The following is a 21,896-nucleotide window of genomic DNA, read 5'->3' on the forward strand; positions in this document are numbered from 1 at the left end:
CGCAGCGCGAGGCGCTCGAGACGGCGGAAAAGCGGCGCATCGCGCGGCGGGCCGCGGAGATGGTCGCGCCCGGGCAGGTGGCGATCGTCGATGGCGGTACGACCTCGGCGCTGCTCGTCAGCCAGTTGCCGGCCGACCTGCGCGCGACGATCGTCACGCACAGCCCGAGTGTCGCGGTCGCGCTCGCCGCGCATCCGTCGATCGACGTGATCCTGATCGGCGGGCGGCTCTACAAGCATTCGATCGTCGCCGTCGGCGCGGCAGCGATGGAGGGCATCGCGCGCATCCATGCGGACCTGTACTTCATGGGCGTCACGGGCGTGCATCCGGTCGCGGGGCTCAGCACCGGCGATTTCGAGGAAGCGGCGATCAAGCGCGCGCTCGCCGAACGCGCAGCCGAGACGGTCGTGCTCGCGTCGCAGTCGAAGCTGCGCGCGGCGTCGCAGTTCGTGATCGGCGAGCTCACGCTGGCGCACACCGTGGTGGTCGAAAAGGAAACCGACGCCGCGCTGACTAAGCCGATCGAGGCGGCGGGCGTGACGGTCGTGCGCGCGTAGCGGCGACGGATTGTGCCTGCGCGGGGTGTGCCTGCGCGGGGTGTGCGGGGTGCTCCGGATGTGCCAGATGTGCCAGATGTGCCAGATGTGTCGGGTGTGTCGGGTGTGTCGGGTGTGTCGGGTGTGTCGGGTGTGTCGGGTGTGTCGGGTGTGTCGGGTGTGCCGGATGTGTCGGATGTGTCGGATGTGTCGGATGTGTCGGATGTGTCGGATGTGTCGGATGTCCCGGATGTCCCGGATGTGTCGGATGTCCCGGATGTCCCGGATGTGTCGGATGTCCCGGATGCACCGGATGCACCGGATGCACCGGAACACACCTGTCACCTCATCAGCCGTCTTCCATCACGTCACCGCCGAGCCCATGTCAGCGGGCTGACAGGGTCCGCTTGCTAACATGGGCGCCCGCCCAACCGCCACGCACCGCCCGCCCGATGCCCCCGCCCTCCGCCACCACCTCGCCGGCACCGCCTGCGGGCGATGCGCCGCCACCCGGCGTCCTCGCGCTGTTCATCGCGTTCTCGCAGATCGGCCTGACCAGCTTCGGCGGCGGCCTCAGCGGGCGAATGATGCGCGACTTCGTGTACGAGCGGCGCTGGCTCGATGAGGAAGCGTTCCTCAACGGCCTCGCGCTGTCGCAGGCGCTGCCGGGCGTCAACGTGAAGAACCTCGCGATCTGGATCGGCTACCGGCTCGCCGGATGGCGCGGCGCGGTGGCCGGCTTCACCGGCATCATCGCGCCGCCGGCCGTGCTGATCGTGCTGTTCGGCATCGCGTTCTCGACCCTCACGCGCTTTCCGCTCACGCATGTCGCGCTCGCCGGCGCGGCGGCGGCAGCGATCGGGCTGTCGATCTCGATGGCGATCACCGCCGTGCGCCGGCTGCCACGTCGCGCGCTGCCGTTCGCGGTGATGGCGCTCACCTTCGTGTCGGTGGCCGTGCTGCACTGGCCGCTCGTGTGGACCGTGCTGGTTGGCGGCACGCTGAGCGTCGCGCTCGAATATCGCCGCGCGGCCGTGCCGCCAGCCGGGAGCGACTCGCCATGACCGCCTCGCAACGCTACGCCGCCCTGTTCGGCGTGTTCGCGCCGCTGTCGATCGCGACGATCGGCGGCGGACAAGCGATCATCGCCGACATCCAGCGGCAAGTGGTCGACGTGCATCACTGGATGACCGCCACGCAATTCGTGAACGACTTCGCGATCGCGCGGATGGCGCCAGGCCCCGGCTCGCTGCTGGCAACATTGATCGGCTGGCAGGTGGCCGGCTTCTGGGGGGCGGTGATCGCGACGCTCGCGCTGTTCGGCCCGACTGCCTTCCTGATCTACGGCGTCGCGCATCTGTGGCGGCGGCACCAGGGCGCGCGCTGGCAGATCGCGCTCGAGGCCGGCCTGCGCCCGGTCGCGGCTGGCATGATCCTCGCGTCGGTGTGGGTGCTGCTGCAGGCGCTCGACGGCGGCTGGGCCGCGCGCGCGATCGCGGTCGTGTCGACGCTATGCGTGATGTATACGCGCGTTCATGCGCTGCTGCTAATCGCGGCGGGCGCGCTGCTGCTCATCGGCGTGCACGCGCTCGGCATGTGATGCGCGGCGTCGCGGCACGCGATGGCAGCCGCGAACGACGCAGCCGATACCCGCTCAGCGACACGAGCAGGCGTTTTGCAACGCGCAACGCACGTCCACGCACTTTTCTCCGCTTGCGCGCCCGGCTCGCACAACCCATCGCCTAGACGCCGCGAAACACCGGTGCGCGCCGTTCCGAAAACGCACGCAGCCCTTCGTCGAAATCCGCGCCTTCGCACGCTTGCCGGCGCAGCTCGGCAATCCGCTCGAATGCGTCGGCCGGCAACGGCCGCGCGTCCTGCAGCACGCGCAACTGCTCCTTCACCGCGTGCACCGCGAGCGGCGCCTTCGCGGCGATCGTGCGCGCGACGTCGAGCGCCGCGTCGTCGACACCGCCCGCGTCGGCCAGCCGGTTCACGAGCCCGTGATGCGCGGCACGCTCCGCATCGAGCGGCTGCGCGCAGAAGAACATCTCCTTCAGCACGTGGATCGGCAGGTTGTCGTAGAAGCGCAGCAGGCCGCTCGTCGAATACGGCAGGCCGATGTTCGCGGGCGTCATCGCGAACCGCGCGTCGCGCGACGCGACCACCAGATCGCAGCTCATCACGAGATCGACCGCCCCGCCCCACGCCGAGCCCGACACCGCCGCGACCACCGCGCCCGGATAGGTCCGCACGCGCCGCAGCGCCCGTTCGAGCGGCTTGCCGTATGCGAGCGGATCGCGATCGTCGACCAGCTCGCGCAAGTCATGCCCCGCGCTCCAGACATCGCCGCTGCCGTCGTTCGACAGGATCACGACGGGCGGCGGACGGTGTTCGGCCAGCGCGTCGAGGCGCGCGACGAGCGCGTCGAGCAATGGCGCGTCGAGCGCATGGCGTCGCGCCGGATTCGCGAACCGCACACGTGCGATCCGCTCGCCGACCATGTCGACCGTCACGTGCGACGCGCTGTCGTGTTTCGTCGTGTCGCTCATTGCACGGCCTCCGCCACTGCTTCCGCCTGAAAGATCGCGCGCTCGGTCAGCAGCGCGTCGATCGCGTCGTCGCCATACCCCGCTTCGCGCAGCACGTCGACCGTATGCTCGCCGAGCAGCGGCGGCGCATGACGCGTGCGCGGCGCCGGCATCTCGTCCCCCATCCCGCCGAGCGGCGTAACGACCTGGCGCAGCATGCCGAGCGTCGGATGCGCGACCGGCTCGACCAGCCCGCAATGTGCGAGCTGCGGATCGTCGAACACTTCGTCGAGCGTGTTGATCGGCCCGGCCGGCAGCCCCGCGTCGACGAAACGCTGCGTCCATTCGCGCTTGCCCCGCGTGCGCAACCGGCTTTCGAGCAACGCTTTCAGTTCGTCGCGGTGCGCGACGCGTGCGTCGTTGGTCGCGAAGCGCGGATCGTTCGGCAGCTCGGGCAGGTCCAGCAACTGGCACAGCCGCAGCCACATGTCGGTCGTGATCGGTGCGAGGTTGAGCGGCCCGTCGGCCGTCTCGAACACGCCGTACGGCGCGATCACCGCATGCGCATTGCCGGTGCGGCGCGGCACGTCGCCGAGGCTCAGGTAGCGTTGCCCGTGCACGCTCAATAGCGACACGAGGCTTTCGAGCAGCGACGTGCCGACATGCTGGCCGCGCCCCGTGCGTTCGCGCTCGTACAGCGCGGCCATCACGCCCGTCGCGACCCACATCCCCGAGCTGAGATCGCCGATCGCGGTACCCGTGCGGGTCGGCTCGCCGTCGGGAAAACCGGTGAGGCTCATCAGCCCCGCATAGCCCTGCGCGATCTGGTCGAAGCCCGGCCAGTCGCGCAACGGGCCGCGCGGGCCGAACGCGGTGACGCTGCCCATCACGAGCCGCGGATCGCGCGCATTCAGCGCGGCATAGCCGAGCCCCATCGCGTCCATCGTGCCGGCCTTGAAATTCTCGATCACGACGTCGGCCTGCGCGATCAGCCGCCGCACGACGTCGAGGCCGGCCGGCTGCCTGAAATCCACGCAGATGCCGCGCTTGTTGCGGTTGCAGGACAGGTAGTACGTGCTCACGCCGCGGTCGAACGGCCCCCATGCGCGGCTCATGTCGCCGTGCGGCCCCGACTCGACCTTGATCACGTCGGCGCCGAGGTCGGCGAGCACCATCGAGCAGAACGGCCCCGACAGCGCGCGGCTCAGATCGACGACCCTGATTCCTTGTAATGCCTGCATTCCGGACTCCTGATATTGATGACTGGGTGTGGCTTGTGGCCGAACGATCGCGGCGTGCCGCTCATTCCGGCAGCGTCTGGTGACGCGTTTCGACCGCGAACGGCAGAATCAGGATGCCGAGCCCGAACACGGCCGCGGTCCATGCGACCGGCACGCCGAGCGATCCGTAGCCGTGTATCGCGGCGCCGAGCAGGAAATTCACGCCTGCGCCGATGAAGCGGCCGACCGATGCGTTGAACGCGAACGCGGTGGCCCGCACGCGCGTCGGGTACTGCTCGGGCAACCATAGCGAGAAGATCGCGAAATTGCCGCCGAAGAAACCGAGGAACGCAAGCGACACCATGAACGCCGCGAGCCCGTTCGGCTGGTAGAACGCCCAGCCGAACGCGAACACGATCGATGCGGCCATGCCCGCGAAATACACGCCGAGTGCCGTGCGCCGGCCGAGCCGTTCGGACAGCCAGGGCGCAACCAGACAGCCGGCGATCGTCGCGCACGACAGGATCGCCGCGCCGATCGACGCAAGCCGCAGCGCGCCGATGTGGTCGATGCCCGCGCGCGCCGCCAGCGTGCTGACCGCGCTCGCCTCGTAGACGGAGCCGGCCCACAACCCGACGATCGCGACGCCGACGAGGCTCGCGCTCGTCAGCGTGCGGCGCAGGAAGGCCGGCGCGAAGATCTCGCGCAGCGGATGCGCGCGCCGCGCGTCGGCCACATTGCCGTCGCGGGCGTCATGCCGGCGCCACTGGCCGGGCTCCTTCACGCGCATCACGGTGAACACCGCGAGCAGCGCCGGCGCGAGCCCGCACAGGAACATCGCGCGCCAGCCGTAGGTCGCGCCGATCGTGTAGTTCAGGCACGCTGCGATGAAGAAACCGAAGTAGTAGCCCGTCTGCAGATAGCCGGCGCCCATCTTGCGGCGGTCTTCCGGCCAGCTCTCGGCGACGTAGGTGCCCGCCAGCGCCCATTCTCCGCCGACGCCGATCCCGGCGATCAGCCGGCACGCGGCCAGCGCCCACACGTCGTGCACGAATGCGGCCGCGCCGGTGAACACCGAATAGATCAGGATGCTCGCGGCGAGCGTACGGACGCGGCCGAAGCGGTCGGCGAGCGGCCCCCAGATGAACGACAGCCCCCAGCCGATCAGGAACAGCGCGAACAGGATCGAGCCGTACATCCCGAGATTCGCGGGCGTCGCCGCGATGCCGGACGCCGGCAGCAGCTCGGTCAACGCGGGAATCAGCACCAGCGCGTAGATCACCGAATCCACGCCGTCGAGCACCCAGCCCGCATACACGGCCCAGAAGCCCTTGACCTGCTCGCGCGTGAGCGGCGTGCGCCGCGGCTTCGCGCCGGCCGCCGGCGCGTCGATCGCCTTGAACATCTTCGTCTCCTTGCCGGCGGGGCCGGCGCTTTTGCCGCGTCCGGTCCGGGATGGCCGGGAGGCTGGCTCTTTTGTGAGACGAGTATAGAAACACCATCGATCGGAGAAAAATATGATATTCATCTTGCTCGATCGGATTGGCTTATGGCTCGAATCGGGAGGCGGCGGCGATGGACTTGAGGCAGTTGCGCTATTTCGTGAAGGTCGTCGAATGCGGCAACGTCACGCATGCGAGCGAGGCGCTGCATGTCGCGCAGCCGGCGGTCAGCCAGCAGATGCGCAATCTCGAACAGGATCTCGGGATGCAGCTGCTCGAACGCAGCGTGCGTGGCGTCGCGCCCACCGCCGCCGGTCGCACGCTGTACCAGCACGCGCTCGAGCTGCTGCGCCAGGCCGATGGCACGCGCGAGCTGCTGCGCCGCGATGCCGAGACACCGCAGGGCCGCGTGACGGTCGGGATGCCGTCGAGCACCGCGCGCGTGCTGGCCATCCCGCTCGCCCGCGCGGTGCGCGACCACTACCCGGGCATCATGCTGGAGCTGATCGAGGCGCCGAGCGCCGATCTCGATACGCTGCTCGAACGCACGCGGCTCGATCTCGCGATCGTCGTCGACGCGGTCGACACGCGCGGCATCGCGATCCACCGGCTGCTGTCGGAAACGCTGTACCTGATCACGTGGCCCGGGTTCCAGGTGCCGGACGATCCCGTGCCGCTCGACGCGATCGCGCGGATGCCGCTCGTGCTGCCGAGCGCGCCGAACACGATCCGCAACCGCGTCGACTGGGCGATGCGCGAGGCCGGGCTGTCGTACGAGATCAGCTTCGAGGCGAGCTCGACCGGGCTGCTGTTCGCGGCCGTGATGGCGCAGCTCGGCGTGACGATCCTGCCGTGGACGGCCGCACACGTCGAGATCGAGGAACGCAAGCTCAAGCTGTCGACGGTTGCGCACCGGCTGTTCGCGCGCGACCTGTCGCTGTGCTGGCACGATACGGCGCTCGTCAGCAACGCGGTGCAGAAGGTGAAAGCGCAGATCGTCCGGCTGTTCGACACGCTCGGGCAGCGGCCCGAGTGGGCGGCCGGGCAGGCTGACGGTGCGTGACCGGGGCGCCGCGTGCCTTGTGCCTTGTGCCTTGTGCTGCGAAGGCGCGCGTACTAAGCTCCGTTCATCCTGGGTACCGCTGACACCTCCACTTCTTCTCGCCGCTCGGTATAAGCGTCGGGGGAAGGAGGCCGTTCGTGTCCCCGCTCCAGTCTGCCTGGCTTCTGCTGGGCGTCAGTGTCCTCGCCGAAGTACTCGGCTCCGTCGGCCTGAAATATTCGGCCGGCTTTTCCCGCCCGCTCCCCTCCGCACTCACCGTCGTCTGTTATGCCTGCGCGGTCTGGCTGATGGCGCTCGCGACGAAGCGCCTCGAAATGGGGCTCGCGTATGCGAGCTGGGCCGCCGCCAGCACCGCGGCCACGGCCGTGATCGGCATCGTCTGCTTCGACGAATCGGTGTCGTCGCTGAAGCTCGCCGGCATCGCGCTGACCGTTTGTGCGCTCGTCGCGCTCAACCTCGGCGAGGCGGCGACGCACTGACCGCGATCACCGCCGGTTGCCGGCACGCGGGCATCGGGGAGACATTGACAACGCCCCCCGACGCCCCGTAACGTTGCTCCCATCGTAACCATCACCGGTTCAGCTTAAGAGGTTGTCGGCCCGCTCGTGCTCGACACCTCTGCCTTCATCGAAGGCCTGCTGCTTGGCGCCGGACTGTTCACGTCCGTCGGCCCCAAGGACGCATTCGTCATCAAGCGCTCGATCTCGAGCCCCCATCTGCTTTCCATTGCCCTCGTCTGCGCAGGCAGCGACGCGTTGCTGATCGCGCTCGGCGCGCACGGGTTGTCGTCGCTGCTATCGCGACATCCCGGCGTGGTGTCGGCCGCGCTGTGGGCCGGCATCGCGTATCTCGCCGGCTATGGCCTGCTCGCGCTGCGCTCGGCGATCCGAAGGCGACAGCCTGAGCACGTCGACGGTCCGCGCACGGGCAGCGAACCCACGCGTGCGCGCACGGTGCTCGCAACCGCCGTCGTCTCATTGCTCAACCCGTATGCGTGGATCGACACCGTGCTGCTGCTCGGCACCGTGATCGTGAGCCACACGCCCGCCGCACGTGCGCCGTTTGCGATCGGCGCGATGACGGCTTCGCTCGCGTGGTTCCTGATGCTCGCGTATGGCGCGCGCGCGTGCCGCGCATGGTTCGCCCGTACGCTCGCATGGCGCGTGCTCGATTTCTTCGTCGCGGCGATGATGCTCGGCTTCGCGGTGCGTTTCGCGATCGATGCGCTGCAGGCGTCAGCGGCTCGATAACGTACGAAACACGTCGTGCGCGCCGGCATGCAGTTCGAAGCCGATGCCCGGCGCTTGCGGGATGCGTGCGTATCCGGCGTCGACGCTCGCGCCATCGGCCAGTCCGCTGAACGGATGAAACGCGAACGGGCTGACTTCCGCACCGCCGAGCCCGAGCGCCGCGACGACGTGCAGCGAGAACAGGTGGCCGCCGTGCGGCCAGAACGCGTCGCGTCGCCAGCCGCGCGAGGCGAAGTGCTCGACGATCTGCAGATAGCCCGGCAGCCCGTAGCCATGCACCGGATCGAATACGAGCACGTCGCGGTCGGGGCGCAGGCCGCCGTAGCGGTCGAGCAGCTTCGCTTCCGCAAGCGAGAACAGTGCCTCGCCGGCCGCGATCGGCGGTGCGTAGCGTGTGGCAATGTCCGCCTGCAGCGGCAGGTCGAGCGGATCGCAGATGTCCTCGAACCACCAGAGATCGAACGGCGCGAGCATCGCGACGGCCGCGCCGACGGTCGTCGCGTCGTACGTGTTCATCGCGTCGACCGCGAGATGCGAACTGTCCGCCAATTGTGCGGCGGCCGCTTCGATGCGGCTGCGGTCCTGATCGAAATCGGTGCCGCCGATCTTGATCTTCGCGTGCGTGTAGCCGAGATCGGCGATGCGGCGCATCTCGTCCGACAGGCGCGCGCGATCGTCATGCGGATAGCGGTAGCCGCCGCCGGCATACACACGTACGCGCGGTGCGGCCGTGCGTTCAAGCCGGTCGGCGAGAAAGCGATGGAGCGGCAGGTCGGCGATCTTCGCAGCGGCATCCCAGATCGCCATGTCGAGCGTGCCGACTGCGACGCATCGTTCGCCATGTCCACCGGGTTTTTCGCCGGCCATCATCGCGCGCCATGCGCGGAACGGGTCGAGGTTCGTGCCGGCTTCGTCGGCGAGCGTGTCGGCGGCGGCCAGCAGGCGCGGTGCGAACCGTTCGCGGATCAGGCCGCCCTGCGCGAAACGGCCGATCGACGCGTAGCCGTAGCCCGTCACGGGGCGGCCGTCGCGTACGACGTCGGTGACGACCGCGACGACACTCGTCGTCAGGCCGCCGGACGGGATCGCCGGATCAGCATAGCGGGACACGGGAATCGCTTGTTCGTGGATCGCGGTGATGCGCATGGTCGGGGTTCCGGAGGGGGCGGCCGAGGCGCTGGCGAACGAGGTACGCGATGCAGCCGGCACGATGGGCAGACCGCTGCATCATAGGCGCTGTCGCCGCAGGCTGCAGACGAACGCTACCGTGGCGGGCGATCGCGCTGCAGCCGCTGCGTGATCGCCGAGAAGTCGGCCTGGATCACCGCGAAGATGAACGCGGTCGACATCCCGAACAACAGCACGCCGCACGACGCTTCAATCGCGCCGAGCATCCGCCAGTTCGCGGCCGGGACGATGCCCGACGCGCCGCGCGTCGACATCGTGTCGATCGAGAAGAACAGCGCATCGCTGAACGAGCCGATCGCGCCGACCTGCACGAAGGTCGCGCCCCACGCGATCGCTTCGAGCGTATGCAGCAGCCCGAGCGCGATGCAGATCAGAGCGATGATGCCCGTCACCTTGCGCAGTTGTTCGTGGATGTCGTCGCGGCGCACGTCGAGCGCTTCGCGAAGCCGGCGCGCGACGACCGCCAACCCGACCATCGCCGCGGTGTGCACGAGGATCGTGGTCATGCCGAGCAGGATGCCGATCGTCCAGCTTTCCATGGGAGGCCTTTGGGGTCGGGGGCGGCTGCGGGGATTGGCGGAAGATTAACACCGGGGCCGCGCAATGGCGCGGGCGGGCGGCAACGGGTATCCGGTCGCCGCACCAGGCGTGACGTCAGGCCATGCGACGCACGATACGCAGCGCTGCCTGATTCGCGTGAACGCAGCGACCATCGACGGCTCGCAGTCGGCAGTCACGTTCAGAGGCGGAAACAAATCGGGGTTCGCCACCGGCGAACCCCGCCATCAGACCGACTTCACTTCCCCGCCGTCCATCCGCAGCGCCGAGCCCGTCATCCAGTGCGCGGCCGGCGATACGACGAATGCGATCAGTTCCGCGATCTCCTCCGGCGTGCCGTAGCGCGCGATTCCCGCTTCGACCGGAAACCGGGCCGTCGCCTCGTCGACGCTCATGCCGTGCAGCGGCGCCCAATGCTCGAGGTACGAACGCCGGCGGCCCGTCATCACCGGGCCCGGCAGCACGCTGTTGACCTGTACGCCATCGGCGATCCCGCGATCCGAGAATGCCTTCGCGAGCGCAACGATCGCCGCGTTGATCGTGCCGACCGCCGCATACGGCGCCTTCGGGAACAGCGCGGAGTTGCCGGACATCAGCACGACCGAGCCCGCGCTTGCCTTCAGCGACGGCCACGCGGCAATCGTCAGCCGCCGCGCGCCATGCAGCTTCAGCGCCAGGCCCTGCTCCCACTGTTCATCGGTCATCTCGAACACGTCGATCTGCGGCACCGCACCCGCGATGTTCAGCAGTGCGTCGATCCGGCCGAACGCGGCGAGCGTGTCGTCGACCACGCGCGGCGCCGCCTCCGGCGCCGCGAGATCGACGTCGATCACGAGACATGCGGCGCCGGCCGCTTTCACGTCGATCGCGGTCTGCTCGAGATTCGCGCGGTTGCGCGCGACGAGCGTGATCGCGTCGAAATCCCGTGCGAGCCGGATCGCGGTCGAACGCCCGATCCCCTGGCTCGCGCCGGTCACGATGGCCACTCTGTCGGACATGATGTTTCTCCTGGGTCGGAACGGATCAGCGAGCGAGGAATGCCGACATCGCAGCGGCGATCTCCGCCGCATGCGTTTCCAGCGCGAAGTGGCCGGTGTCGAAAAACCGCACGTCGGCGTCCGGGAGGTCGCGCCGGAACGCATGCGCGCCGGCCGGCAGAAAGAATGGATCGTTCCTCCCCCACACGGCGAGGAACGGCGGCCGGTGCGTGCGGAAGTATTCCTGGAACGCCGGATACAGCGCGACGTTGCTTCGATAGTCGCGGAACAGGTCGAGCTGGACCTCATGCGCACCGGGCCGGCTCAGGTAGTAGTCGTCGAGCGAATAGCCATCGGGCGACACCGCGCCCGGATCGGGCGTGCCGTGCGTGTACTGCCAGATCGTCGTGTCACGTGCGAGCAGCGCGCGCAGCGCATCCCGGTTCGCGGGCGACGGATCGTGCCAGTACGCGCGGATCGGGTTCCAGCCGTCGCTCAAGCCTTCTTCGTATGCATTGCCGTTCTGCGACACGATCGCGGTGATCCGCTCGGGATGCCGCAGCGCGAGCCGAAAGCCGGTCGGCGCGCCGTAGTCGAACACGTACACCGCGAACCGATCGAAGCCGATCACTTCCGTGAAGCGCTCGATCACGTTCGCGATGTGGTCGAACGTGTACGTAAAAGCGTCCCGACCGGGCATGTCCGACTGCCCGAAGCCGGGCAGATCCGGCGCGACGATGTGGAAGCGGTCGGCCAATGCCGGGATCAGGTCGCGGAACATGTGGCTCGCGCTCGGGAAGCCGTGCAGCAGCAACAGCTTCGGCGCGCCGGGCAGCGCGGACTCGCGGTAGAACACGTTGAAGCCGTCGACGTCGGCGCGACGGTAGGTGATGGCAGGCATGGTCTGTCTCCTTGGGGAACAGGGTTCGGAGAATGTGAACGGACGTCAGCGGGCAGCAATCGACCAGAGCGCGTCGACGATCACGTCGGTCACGATGTCGGGCGCAGTCACGATCGGCGTGTGATCGACTGCGTACGAACTCACGCGTGCCTTCATGCGCTCTGCGGTGAATCGTTGCGTGGCGGGATCGATCATCCGGTCCTGCTCGGCGATCAGGAACCAGCTCGGACGGTCCCGCCACAGCGGCCGCCCAACCGCCTCGCCGATACACGCGGCCGCAATCGGGCGCTGCACCGCCGCGAGCACCGCCAGTTGCTGCGGGCTCGCGTGCTGCGCGAAAGCCCGCGGAAACGCGTCCGTCGGCAGCCAGATGAAGCCGTGCCGATCCGGCGCGAGCTGCGGCGCCTCCGGATGCGGCTCGCCGCGATGGAACACGTCGCCGACCGTTTCGCCTTCATCCGGCGCGAGTGCCGCGACATAGACCAGCCCCGCGACATTGGCCGCCCGCGTCGCCCCGATCACGGCGCCCGCATACGCGTGACCGGCCAGCACGACGGGGCCGTCGATCCGCTCGAGCACCCGATCGAGTGCGGCGACGTCGTCGCCCAGCGAAGTCAGCGGCAACGGTGCCGCGATTGCGTTGATCCCCTGCCGCTGGAGACGCTCGATGACCGCGCTCCAGCTCGATCCATCCGCCCATGCGCCGTGCACAAGCACGGCGCTCACGTTGCCGTTCGACATGTCCCGCTCCTTTGAGAAAGGTGAATGGCGCACAAAAGTAACCTTATAAAATCACGCAATCAGGTTACTCACCACATCAGTAACTTGTCAAGGCTGTTTTTAGTGGTTACGATGTGTCGTCACCCTCGCCTGCTTCCCTCGGTCATGGACTACCTTCCGATTCCCGCGATCTTCGTCGCCGACGCGCCCGGCCTCGATTTCCTGAACTCCGTCGCAACGCCGGTGGATCAGGAAGTGGACTGGATACGGGACGGCGAAGGCTTGCTGGCGTGGCTGGAACAGGCCGGCATGGTGCCGGCCGACGCGCTCGCGGCACTCCGCGCGCAGTCGACGCCGGCCGAACTCGACGCGGTCGCGGCGCAGGCGCGCGCGCTGCGCGAGTGGTTCAGGGTGTTCGTTCGCGCGCGGAAAGGACGGCCGCTGGCTGCCTCGGACCTGGGCGAACTCGAGCGGCTGAACACGTTGCTGGAGCGTGACGAGCGATACGAAGAACTGGTCGTGGACGAGGCGAACGGTTTCGCGCTTCGGGAAAAGCGGCGCTGGCGATCGCCGGAGTCGCTGCTGATGCCGATCGCGCAGGCGCTCACGAAGCTCGTGTGCGACGAGGACTTCACGTATGTGAAGGCATGCGAAGGCCCGCGGTGCACGCTGATGTTCGCGGATCACACGCGCGGGCACGCGCGGCGGTGGTGCAGCATGGCGATTTGCGGCAATCGTGCGAAAGCGGCCGCGCATCGGAAGCGGATGAAGGAGCGGGGGTAACGTGGTGCGGCCGGAGCCGCCCATCGAGCGATGCCCGTTTATCGGTGAGGAGCCGCCGGCAACCTGACGTACGAAGTGCAGCGCTTTACTGCTTCACACGAACCCGGCCACATGGTCCTGCACCCGGACCAGGGCGAATTTTATTGAGCCGGAATCTCGCGCTGGCCCTCCCGGCTCCGGGAACCGGGAGAGTATCGAGCGACGACGGTATGCCTGGCTCGACTCTACCGGCCCGCTCAGGCGAAGACGAAGTACTTGCGCACCGTTTCCACCACTTCCCAGGTCCCTTTCATGCCGGGTTCGATCACGAACACGTCGCCGGCCTTCAGGTGCACCGCCTCCTCGCCTTCCGGCGTGATGATGCAATAGCCGTCGAGGAAGTGGCAGTACTCCCATTTCTCGTAATTCACCTCGAACTTGCCCGGCGTGCAGATCCAGGTGCCCATGATCTTGCTGCCGTCCTTCGAGAGGTAGGCGTTCAGGTTCACGGTGTGCGGATCGCCGCCGATGCGCTTCCACTTGGTCGCGTCAAGGACCGGCGTCGGGCAGGTTTCGCGCAAAACGGTGATGAAATCGGACATGTCAGCTCCAGACTAACGATCGTGTAAGAGAGGCCTGTCACGTTAGTTCGAAAGCGTTGTCCGGACTTGTATGCTTCCGACACCGACTCGTCCATTTTCGACACGGGCTTGTGTGCGGGCGCACCGCCCGTTCGTTCGGCGCCGCGTTGCGCCGGCGGAGCGATTCCGGCCGCTCCTTTGTTCACGACCATTCCCGATGGCGCCATCGCGCCTCCCTCGAGCGATGCAGGCGCCGAAGCCACCGCCCAAAACAGCCCACTTGCCACATCTCGGCCAAACCCTGTAGAATTGCGCGTTCTGCGGGCGTCGTATAATGGCCATTACCTCAGCTTCCCAAGCTGATGACGTGGGTTCGATTCCCATCGCCCGCTCCACTTTCCGGCTGCATCGCAGCCTGCGCATGAGCCGCCTCGTCGAAGGCGGCTTTTTTGTACCATGTGCCGGTTCCCCCGGCCCCTGCTGCGCGCAACGGGCCCTCGCCCGCAACCGAGCCTTTCTCTGTCACCGATGATGCACGACGATCCGAACGAAGCCGGCCTGCCGCCGCACGACGACGCCATTCCCGATGAAGCCGCCGAAGGCGCCGACGCAGTCAATCCGCTGCACCACCGTCGCATTCGCAGCTTCGTGACGCGCGCCGGCCGTGTGTCGACCGGCCAGCGCCGCGCGATGGACGAACTCGGCCCGCGCTTCGTGGTGCCGTACGCGCCGGAGCTGCCCGACTGGAATGCCGTGTTCGGTCGCAGCGCGCCGCGCATCCTCGAGATCGGCTTCGGGATGGGTGCATCGACCGCGGAAATCGCCGCGAACCGCCCCGGCGACGACTTCCTCGGCGTCGAAGTGCACGAACCGGGCGTCGGCGCGCTACTGAAGCTGATCGGCGAGCAGGATCTGTCGAACATCCGCATCATCCAGCACGACGCGGTCGAAGTGCTCGAGCACATGCTCGCGCCGGAAAGCCTCGACGGCGTGCACATCTTCTTCCCCGATCCGTGGCACAAGGCGCGCCACCACAAGCGCCGGCTGATCCAGCCGCCGCTCGTCGCGCATCTCGCGTCGCGCCTGAAGCCCGGCGCGTACATTCACTGCGCGACCGACTGGCAGAACTACGCGGAGCAGATGCTCGAAGTGCTCGGCGGGGAGCCGACGCTCGAAAACACGGCCGCCGACTACGCGCCGCGCCCCGACTATCGCCCGGTGACGAAGTTCGAACGGCGCGGGCTGCGGCTCGGCCACGGCGTGTGGGACCTGGTGTTCCGCAAGCGCGCAGGCTGAACCCTCCCGCTGCGGCGGCGCACGCCGCCCCGCTGCGGACAAGAAAAAGCCCGACCGGCCTATGCCGATCGGGCTTTTTTTCATGCGCGGCGCGGCGGCTTTCGTGTTTGCGTCACGCCCAGTTCAGCCAGCCGCTGTACCCGACCAGCAGCACGAACAGCCCGAACGCGATCCGGTACCACGCGAACACCGTGAAATCGTGCGACGCGACATAGCGCAGCAGCCAGCGCACGCACACGAACGCGCTGACGAATGCCGCGACGGCGCCCAGCACGAACAGGCCGAGCGAATCGACCGTGAACGCCTGCCAGTCCTTCACGGTTTCATAGAGCGTCGCGCCGAAGATGATCGGAATCGCGAGGAAGAACGAGAATTCGGTGGCCACGCGCCGGTCGAGGCCGAACAGCATCCCGCCGATGATCGTCGAACCCGAGCGCGACATGCCGGGAATCAGCGCGAAGCACTGCGCGATACCGACCTTGAGCGCGTCGAGCGGTGTCAGTTCATCGACCGACATCACGCGCGGCGGCTCGCGGCGTTCGCGCTGCCGCGCCTCGGCCCACAGGATGATCGCGCCGCCCACGACGAGCGCGAACGCAACGGGTACCGGGGAAAACAGCACGGCCTTGATCTTCTTCTCGAACAGGAGGCCGAGTGCGATCGCGGGAATCGTCGCGATCACGACGTTCAGCGTGAAGCGCCGCGCATCAGGCCGGCTCGGCAGCCCGGACACGATGGACGCGATCCGTTGCCGGTATTCCCAGCAGACCGCGAGGATCGCCCCGAACTGGATCACGACGTCGAACGTCTTCGCGTGTGAATCGTTGAAATTCAGGAAGCTGCCCGCGACGATCAGGTGACCGGTACTCGACACCGGCAGGAATTCCGTCAGCCCCTCGACGACGCCGAGGATCAAAGCCTTGCAGATCAGGATCCAGTCCATCCGTGGCCCAACTCCGAAATGGTCGAATGAATGGGCCACTCTTCCGCGCGCGGCCCCCCTCCGGCCGAGCGCGGTTCGTCGTCACTTTTCGACGATCGCCACACGTATGCCGTTTGTAAGAATCGTAATTGTACCGGGTTCGTAGTTCACCCCGGCAAATTGCAGTTGTTCGGGCTTGAACGTGTAGATCGGATAGTTGGTCAGCAGCTGCGTCGCGAGCAGGCCGGCGGCCGCGCCGACCTGCTGCGCGTACATCTGCGCGTCGCCGTCGAGCGCGAGGCTGTCGACGGCCGGCGACCTCAGCACGACCGAGCGGCTCGGTGCGTCGTAAGCCAGCTGACCCGACACGGTGAACTTGCCGCTGACGGGCGCGCGCAGGAACGGGCTCACGAAATGCGCGTCGAGCTGCACGGCGACGCGGTTCTGGTCGGGCAGCAGGTTGACGGCCGGGTTCGCGAGCGACACGTCGACGACCTGCGCGACCGTCTTCTGGTACGGGAACTTGCGCGCGACGGCTTTCTGCACGTCACCGCGCGAGAACGTGTAGTGATCGGGGATGAACGGGAACGTCGACGCGCACGCAGCGAGCGAGAGCGTCACGCCGATGGCGCCGACGGTTGCGGCGAGAAAACGGCGCCGGCCGGGCGCGCAAGGTGCGGTCATGCTGAACACTCTCCTGGTTACGACGGCCGCGTCGCGGCCTCGAGGCGCGTGAGCCACGCGAGCGCGTCGTCGCGCGACGCGCCGCACATGTCCGCGGCCGGCTGCAACCCGGAACAGCACGCGGGCCGCTCGGGGCGGCCGAAGATCCGGCAGCGCTGGTCGTCGCCGAGCTGCACGCAGCGTACGCCGGCCGGCTTGCCGTCAGGCATGCCCGGAATCGGGCTGGAAATCGACGGCGCGATGCAGCACGCGCCGCAGCCCTCGCGGCACGCATGCGGCGGCGGGACGGCTGACGCCGGGCGGACAGGCAATTCGACGGACACTCTGCTCTCTCGAACGAACAACAAAAAACGGTGCGGCAACCGGACGCGGCGCCGGCAGCCCTACCCCGCATTGTGCCATCCCCGGCTGCGACGTTATTACACAATGCAGCCCAATCGCGCGTTTATATACTCGAAAGCATCTAAAAAGCGCGAGGTTGTCATGCGTTCCGGTTCTGCCGACACACTGTTCCGTCCCGATTTGCTCGCGAAGTACGGCGCGAACGGGCCGCGCTATACGTCGTATCCCACCGCGCTGCAGTTCCGCGACGATTTCGACCCGGCCGACTATGTGCGTGCGGCAAGCGACCCCGGTGCGTCGTCGAGCGACCTGTCGCTGTACTTCCACATTCCGTTCTGCAACACCGCGTGCTTCTACTGCGGCTGCAACAAGATCGCGACCAACAACCACCGCCGCGCCCGTCCGTATCTCGACCAGCTCAAGCGCGAGATGGCGCTGCAGGCGGCACTGTTCGACCCCGCGCGCCCGGTCACGCAGCTGCACTGGGGCGGCGGCACGCCCACCTTCCTGTCCGACGACGAAACGGCCGAGCTGATGGCGGCCACCCGCGAGCACTTCGCGCTCGCGCCGGATGCCGACGCCGAATTCTCGATCGAGATCGACCCGCGCACGGTCACGCCCGCGACGCTCGTGCACCTGCGCACGATCGGCTTCAACCGGCTGAGCCTCGGCGTGCAGGATTTCGATCCGGTCGTGCAGCAGGCGATCAATCGGATCCAGCCGCTCGCGATGACGGCCGACCTGCTCTCCGCCGCGCGCACGACGGGCTTTCATTCGGTCAGCGTCGACCTGATCTACGGGCTGCCGCACCAGACCGTCTCCGTGTTCGCGCGCACGCTGGAAACGATCATCGAACTCGCACCCGACCGGCTGTCGGTGTTCGGCTACGCGCACATGCCGCACCTGTTCAAGATGCAGCGACAGATCGACGATGCGACGCTGCCGCCGCCGCAAACGCGCATCGCGCTGCTCGGCCTCGCGATCGACATGCTGACGTCGGCCGGCTACGTGTACATCGGGATGGACCACTTCGCGCGGCCGTCCGACGAGCTCGTGCACGCGCAGTGCAACGGCACGCTGCAGCGCAATTTCCAGGGCTACAGCACGCGTGCGGATACCGATCTCGTCGGGTTCGGCGTGTCGTCGATCGGCAAGGTCGGCGACGTCTACGCGCAGAACGCGAAGGACCTGTCCGCCTACGGCGCCGCGCTCGACGCGGGCCGGCTGCCGATCGCGCGCGGCGTGCGGCTCACGCCCGACGACCGGCTGCGCCGCGACGTGATCACGCAACTGATGTGCAACCTCGACCTGCCGTTCTCGCATGTCGAGGCCGCGCACGGCATCCGCTTCGCCGATCATTTCGCGCGCGAACTCGACGCGCTGCGCCCGTTCGAGCGCGACGGGCTGCTGACGATCGCGGCCGACCGCCTGACGATCCACCCGGCGGGCCGGATGGTCGTGCGCAACGTCGCGATGGCATTCGACGCGTATCTCGGCCAGACGCAGCAGCAACGCTACTCGCGCACGGTCTGAGCCCGGCGGCCCTGGCCGGCCGCACGCGGGCGGCCGGTTTGATACAGTGTGGGGCTTACGCCCCGCCAGATTCCGCACGATGCGCACCACCAAAGCGACCCACGCGGTCGAACGCCTGAAGACCCGCTCCGGCAACCCGCAATTCGCGTCCGTCGCGATGGCGGGCGGCCTGTTTTATCTCGTCGACCGCTCCGGCGGCACCACCGAGAAGCGCTGCGAGCCGCTGCCGCTCGACGAGTTCGTCAAGTTCGTCGACGAATTCGGCCCAAAAAAGCCGCGCAAGGCGAGCAAGCTCGACCTCGCGTTCGAGGCGCAGATCAAGAAGAGCAAGGGGTAAAGGTCTGTTGCAGGCCGCCTGAAGGCTTCGCGGCCGCCCCGTTTGGTACAATCACGAAGTTTCTCTATCCCCGCTGATGGCCGACCAGGCTGCGTGACCACACCATGAATATCGAAAACGCGCGTTTCAACATGATCGAACAACAGATCCGGCCGTGGGACGTGCTGGATCTCGACGTCCTGGGCCTGCTGTCGATCGTCAAGCGTGAAAACTACGTTCCGGCCGAATACCGCGATCTCGCGTTCGCCGACCTCGAACTCCCGCTGCCCGGCGGCAACAGCAAGATGCTGTTCCCGCGCGTCGAAGCACGCGTGCTGCAGGAGCTGACGGTCAAGAAGCACGAGAACGTGCTCATCATCGGTGCCGGCTCGGGCTACCTGGCTGCGCTGTTCGCGCACCGCGCACAACACGTGACGGCCGTCGAAATCGATCCGACCAACGCGAAGTTCGCGGAAGACAACCTGCGCAACGACGGCGTGACCAACGCGGAAGTCGTCCTCGGCGACGGTTCGCGCGGCTGGGCCGGCAAGGCGCCGTATGACGTGATCTGCGTCGCGGGCGGCCTGCCCGTCGTGCCGCAGGAAATGCTCGAACAACTGAAGGTCGGCGGCCGCCTCGCGGCATTCGTCGGCGGCCGTCCGGTGATGAAGGCACAGATCATCACGCGCATCGACGACAAGCAGTACCGCGTCGCCGACGTGTTCGAAACGTACATCGACCACCTCGTCAACGCGATCGAGCCGTCGCGCTTCAAGTTCTGAGCGGCGGAGCCACCATGCAGATCCTGACGGCCGCGATGCTCGCGGAATGGCTCGGCGACAAGGCGCGCCCCGCCCCGGTCGTGCTCGACGTGCGCGAACCGTGGGAAATCGCGACCGCGCACATCGCCGGTAGCGTGTCGATCCCGATGCAGCAGATTCCCGCGCGCAGCGAAGAGCTCGACGACGAAGCGGAAATCGTCTGCGTGTGCCATCACGGGATGCGCAGCGCGCAGGTCGCGATGTTCCTCGAATCGCGCGGCTTCACGAAGCTGTACAACCTGCAAGGCGGGATCGACGCGTGGTCGCGCGACGTCGATCCGTCCGTACCGCGCTACTGATCCTGCCCGCGGCGCATCACGCGCCGCCTCGCCGATCGGCACACTGCCGCCGGCCGCACTGATCCCCCGAACGGGCACGCATCGCGTGCCCGTTTCTCTTTTCCGCTCCGGTTGATCACTTCAGCGTCGTCTCGATGACCGACAGCGGCACCGCGCTGCGTCCGTGACCTGCCCTGCCCTGCCCGCGTGGCGCGAAGTCACGGTGCACGGCAGTTCCCGCACCGCGTTCAAGCGCAAGCACCGGAACGGGGAACCCCGACCGTGCACCATTTGCGCCCGTGACCCTGCACCGCGACGGACCGCGCATGCTGCACGACGCGTCATGCGCACCGTCCCGACGCCCCGCACCGCCCCGCGCAGGCACGCCGGACGTGCATCCGCACGACTGGCACATGCCTTGCGTTACCCGTTGGCCGACGCCTTCAAGGCGCACGCATATCCAACACGTCAAGGGGAACCCGATGAAACGTCGCAGTCTGTTGAAGTTCGGTTCGATGGCCGGCGCACTCGCGCTCGCGGGCAAGAGCCCGTTCGCACACGCGGCCGACGCGGGCACCGGCCCGATCAAGGTCGGCATCCTGCACTCGCTGTCGGGCACGATGGCGATCTCGGAGACGTCGCTGAAGGACACCGCGCTGATGACGATCGCCGACATCAACAAGAGCGGCGGCGTGATGGGCCGCAAGCTCGAACCCGTGGTGGTCGATCCCGCGTCGAACTGGCCGCTGTTCGCGGAGAAGGCGCGCCAGCTGCTCACGCAGGACAAGGTCGCCTGCGTGTTCGGCTGCTGGACGTCGGTGTCGCGCAAATCGGTGCTGCCGGTGTTCGAGGAACTGAACGGGCTGCTCTACTACCCGGTGCAGTACGAAGGCGAGGAAATGTCGCGCAACGTGTTCTACACGGGCGCGGCGCCGAACCAGCAGGCGATCCCGGCCGTCGAGTACCTGATGAGCGCGGAAGGCGGCGGCGCGAAGCGCTTCTTCCTGCTCGGCACCGACTACGTGTATCCGCGCACGACCAACAAGATCCTGCGCGCGTTCCTGAAATCGAAGGGCGTGAAGGATGCCGACATTCAGGAGGTCTACACGCCGTTCGGCCACAGCGACTATCAGACCATCGTCGCGAACATCAAGAATTTCTCGCAAGGCGGCAAGACGACCGTGATCTCGACGATCAACGGCGACTCGAACGTGCCGTTCTACAAGGAGCTCGGCAACCAGGGGATCAAGGCGACCGACGTGCCGGTCGTTGCGTTCTCGGTCGGCGAGGAAGAGCTGCGCGGGATCGACACGAAGCCGCTCGTCGGCCACCTCGCCGCGTGGAATTACTTCATGTCGGTGAAGAACCCGACCAACACGAAGTTCAAGGACCAGTTCGCCGCGTGGGTGAAGGCGAACAACCTGCCGGGCGGCGCGAAGCGCGTGACCAACGACCCGATGGAGGCGACCTACGTCGGCATCCACATGTGGAAACAGGCCGTCGAGAAGGCGAAGAGCACCGACGTCGACAAGGTGCGCGTCGCGATGATCGGCCAGACCGTCGCCGCGCCGTCCGGCTTCACGCTCGCGATGGACGGCAACCATCACCTGCACAAGCCGGTGATGATCGGCGAGATCCGCGGCGACGGGCAGTTCAACGTCGTGTGGAAGACCAAGACCGCGGTGCGCGCGCAACCGTGGAGCCCGTTCATCGCGGGCAACCAGGGCAAGCCGGACATCGTCACGTCGATCCCGGCCTTCCTGCGCCGGCAGCGCGCGGCACTGGCCTGATGCTGGGTGAGCGGTGCGTCGCGCTTCACGCGTGACGTGCCGCTCGCACGCCGATGCCGATGTCGATGCGCCGGCCGCGCTTGCCGTGATGAACCGCACGCGAGCGCGCATCGCCGCGCGCATCCGCTTCTCCACGCCTGACAGGATTTCCCGATGCCACCACGCTTTCGCCGAGCCGCCGTCGC

Annotated in this window: 25 protein-coding genes and 1 tRNA gene; 14 read left to right on the forward strand and 12 right to left on the reverse strand. The window is 67.6% G+C overall.

Annotated elements, in window-relative coordinates; genetic code table 11:
• From G3N93_RS13415 to G3N93_RS13425, 3 genes are all read left to right on the forward strand, one after another.
• On the forward strand, nt 1-557 hold a 557-nt coding region (locus G3N93_RS13415; protein ID WP_206133226.1), incomplete at its 5' end, for a DeoR/GlpR family DNA-binding transcription regulator.
• 431 nt (nt 558-988) lie between these two features.
• Nucleotides 989-1,600, forward strand: coding sequence for a chromate transporter (locus G3N93_RS13420; RefSeq protein ID WP_174986813.1), 612 nt, complete (start codon nt 989-991; stop codon nt 1,598-1,600).
• Entirely contained in the window at nt 1,597-2,136 is a 540-nt protein-coding gene (locus tag G3N93_RS13425) for a chromate transporter (protein ID WP_206124754.1), read from the forward strand. Before G3N93_RS13420 ends, G3N93_RS13425 begins: the two co-directional genes overlap by 4 nt.
• Nucleotides 2,137-2,278: 142 nt before the next feature.
• Here the strand turns inward: G3N93_RS13425 and scpB are convergent, their stop codons facing one another.
• The 3 genes from scpB to G3N93_RS13440 form a co-directional block, all read right to left on the reverse strand.
• On the reverse strand, nt 2,279-3,088 hold the full coding sequence (gene scpB, locus G3N93_RS13430) for a methylmalonyl-CoA decarboxylase (RefSeq protein ID WP_206133227.1): 810 nt from the start codon (nt 3,086-3,088) through the stop codon (nt 2,279-2,281).
• Nucleotides 3,085-4,308 (reverse strand): CaiB/BaiF CoA-transferase family protein, encoded by a 1,224-nt coding sequence (locus G3N93_RS13435; protein ID WP_206133228.1) that lies wholly within the window; start codon nt 4,306-4,308, stop codon nt 3,085-3,087. The genes scpB and G3N93_RS13435 overlap by 4 nt, the downstream gene beginning before the upstream one ends.
• A gap of 61 nt (nt 4,309-4,369) precedes the next feature.
• Nucleotides 4,370-5,692, reverse strand: coding sequence for an MFS transporter (locus G3N93_RS13440; RefSeq protein WP_206133229.1), 1,323 nt, complete (start codon nt 5,690-5,692; stop codon nt 4,370-4,372).
• Nucleotides 5,693-5,862: 170 nt separating this feature from the next.
• Between G3N93_RS13440 and G3N93_RS13445 the strand changes: the two genes are divergently transcribed.
• The 3 genes from G3N93_RS13445 to G3N93_RS13455 all read left to right on the forward strand — a co-directional run bounded on the left by G3N93_RS13445 (nt 5,863) and on the right by G3N93_RS13455 (nt 8,042).
• Nucleotides 5,863-6,792 carry a LysR substrate-binding domain-containing protein gene (locus G3N93_RS13445; protein ID WP_206133230.1) on the forward strand — a complete coding sequence of 310 codons (930 nt, stop codon included), beginning with the start codon at nt 5,863-5,865 and terminating at the stop codon, nt 6,790-6,792.
• A gap of 137 nt (nt 6,793-6,929) precedes the next feature.
• Nucleotides 6,930-7,271, forward strand: a complete 342-nt coding sequence (locus G3N93_RS13450) for a multidrug efflux SMR transporter (RefSeq protein ID WP_021157064.1) — start codon at nt 6,930-6,932, stop codon at nt 7,269-7,271.
• 126 nt (nt 7,272-7,397) lie between these two features.
• Nucleotides 7,398-8,042 (forward strand): LysE family transporter, encoded by a 645-nt coding sequence (locus G3N93_RS13455; protein ID WP_206133231.1) that lies wholly within the window; start codon nt 7,398-7,400, stop codon nt 8,040-8,042.
• Here G3N93_RS13455 and G3N93_RS13460 read toward each other — a convergent pair.
• From G3N93_RS13460 to G3N93_RS13480, 5 genes are all read right to left on the reverse strand, one after another.
• Nucleotides 8,028-9,188, reverse strand: a complete 1,161-nt coding sequence (locus G3N93_RS13460) for an enolase C-terminal domain-like protein (protein ID WP_206133232.1) — start codon at nt 9,186-9,188, stop codon at nt 8,028-8,030. The genes G3N93_RS13455 and G3N93_RS13460 overlap by 15 nt on opposite strands.
• 116 nt (nt 9,189-9,304) lie before the next feature.
• Nucleotides 9,305-9,769: an ion channel gene (locus G3N93_RS13465; protein WP_174941481.1), complete on the reverse strand. Its 465-nt coding sequence runs from the start codon at nt 9,767-9,769 to the stop codon at nt 9,305-9,307.
• Between the two features lie 246 nt (nt 9,770-10,015).
• Nucleotides 10,016-10,786, reverse strand: a complete 771-nt coding sequence (locus G3N93_RS13470; RefSeq protein ID WP_206123741.1) for an SDR family oxidoreductase — start codon at nt 10,784-10,786, stop codon at nt 10,016-10,018.
• A 25-nt stretch (nt 10,787-10,811) separates the two neighbouring features.
• Nucleotides 10,812-11,666, reverse strand: coding sequence for an alpha/beta fold hydrolase (locus G3N93_RS13475; protein WP_174944332.1), 855 nt, complete (start codon nt 11,664-11,666; stop codon nt 10,812-10,814).
• Between the two features lie 45 nt (nt 11,667-11,711).
• Nucleotides 11,712-12,407 carry an alpha/beta fold hydrolase gene (locus G3N93_RS13480; protein WP_206133233.1) on the reverse strand — a complete coding sequence of 232 codons (696 nt, stop codon included), beginning with the start codon at nt 12,405-12,407 and terminating at the stop codon, nt 11,712-11,714.
• Between the two features lie 144 nt (nt 12,408-12,551).
• Here G3N93_RS13480 and G3N93_RS13485 point away from each other — a divergent pair, with 144 nt between their 5' ends.
• Nucleotides 12,552-13,169 (forward strand): ABATE domain-containing protein, encoded by a 618-nt coding sequence (locus tag G3N93_RS13485; RefSeq protein WP_206123748.1) that lies wholly within the window; start codon nt 12,552-12,554, stop codon nt 13,167-13,169.
• Nucleotides 13,170-13,405: 236 nt separating this feature from the next.
• Here the strand turns inward: G3N93_RS13485 and G3N93_RS13490 are convergent, their stop codons facing one another.
• Entirely contained in the window at nt 13,406-13,750 is a 345-nt protein-coding gene (locus G3N93_RS13490; RefSeq protein WP_006752094.1) for a cupin domain-containing protein, read from the reverse strand.
• Nucleotides 13,751-14,049: 299 nt separating this feature from the next.
• Between G3N93_RS13490 and G3N93_RS13495 the strand changes: the two genes are divergently transcribed.
• A tRNA-Gly gene (locus tag G3N93_RS13495) sits at nt 14,050-14,124 on the forward strand.
• 133 nt (nt 14,125-14,257) lie between these two features.
• Complete coding sequence (trmB, locus tag G3N93_RS13500) at nt 14,258-15,025, forward strand: tRNA (guanosine(46)-N7)-methyltransferase TrmB (RefSeq protein ID WP_174944338.1); 768 nt, start codon at nt 14,258-14,260, stop codon at nt 15,023-15,025.
• A gap of 112 nt (nt 15,026-15,137) precedes the next feature.
• Here trmB and G3N93_RS13505 read toward each other — a convergent pair whose 3' ends face one another.
• From G3N93_RS13505 to G3N93_RS13515, 3 genes are all read right to left on the reverse strand, one after another.
• Nucleotides 15,138-15,968: an undecaprenyl-diphosphate phosphatase gene (locus tag G3N93_RS13505; protein ID WP_011351199.1), complete on the reverse strand. Its 831-nt coding sequence runs from the start codon at nt 15,966-15,968 to the stop codon at nt 15,138-15,140.
• Nucleotides 15,969-16,049: 81 nt separating this feature from the next.
• On the reverse strand, nt 16,050-16,631 hold the full coding sequence (locus G3N93_RS13510) for a DUF1439 domain-containing protein (RefSeq protein WP_071334060.1): 582 nt from the start codon (nt 16,629-16,631) through the stop codon (nt 16,050-16,052).
• Between the two features lie 17 nt (nt 16,632-16,648).
• A complete protein-coding gene (locus G3N93_RS13515) occupies nt 16,649-16,942 on the reverse strand; it encodes a YkgJ family cysteine cluster protein (protein ID WP_174941561.1) in 294 nt (97 codons plus the stop codon).
• Between the two features lie 172 nt (nt 16,943-17,114).
• Here G3N93_RS13515 and hemN point away from each other — a divergent pair, with 172 nt between their 5' ends.
• The 5 genes from hemN to urtA all read left to right on the forward strand — a co-directional run bounded on the left by hemN (nt 17,115) and on the right by urtA (nt 21,711).
• Entirely contained in the window at nt 17,115-18,506 is a 1,392-nt protein-coding gene (gene hemN, locus G3N93_RS13520; RefSeq protein WP_206133234.1) for an oxygen-independent coproporphyrinogen III oxidase, read from the forward strand.
• Between the two features lie 79 nt (nt 18,507-18,585).
• Nucleotides 18,586-18,843: a hypothetical protein gene (locus G3N93_RS13525; protein WP_206133235.1), complete on the forward strand. Its 258-nt coding sequence runs from the start codon at nt 18,586-18,588 to the stop codon at nt 18,841-18,843.
• A gap of 104 nt (nt 18,844-18,947) precedes the next feature.
• Nucleotides 18,948-19,604, forward strand: coding sequence for a protein-L-isoaspartate O-methyltransferase (locus tag G3N93_RS13530; protein ID WP_011351194.1), 657 nt, complete (start codon nt 18,948-18,950; stop codon nt 19,602-19,604).
• A gap of 14 nt (nt 19,605-19,618) precedes the next feature.
• The gene (locus G3N93_RS13535; protein ID WP_011351193.1) at nt 19,619-19,942 is read left to right on the forward strand and encodes a rhodanese-like domain-containing protein; all 324 of its coding nucleotides are present in this window, start codon (nt 19,619-19,621) and stop codon (nt 19,940-19,942) included.
• 461 nt (nt 19,943-20,403) lie between these two features.
• Nucleotides 20,404-21,711 carry an urea ABC transporter substrate-binding protein gene (gene urtA / locus G3N93_RS13540; protein WP_039367747.1) on the forward strand — a complete coding sequence of 436 codons (1,308 nt, stop codon included), beginning with the start codon at nt 20,404-20,406 and terminating at the stop codon, nt 21,709-21,711.
• Nucleotides 21,712-21,896: the final 185 nt, after the last annotated feature.

Origin of the sequence: Burkholderia sp. Se-20378 (assembly GCF_017104665.1) — a bacterium.
Classification (GTDB): Bacteria; Pseudomonadota; Gammaproteobacteria; order Burkholderiales; family Burkholderiaceae; genus Burkholderia; species Burkholderia lata.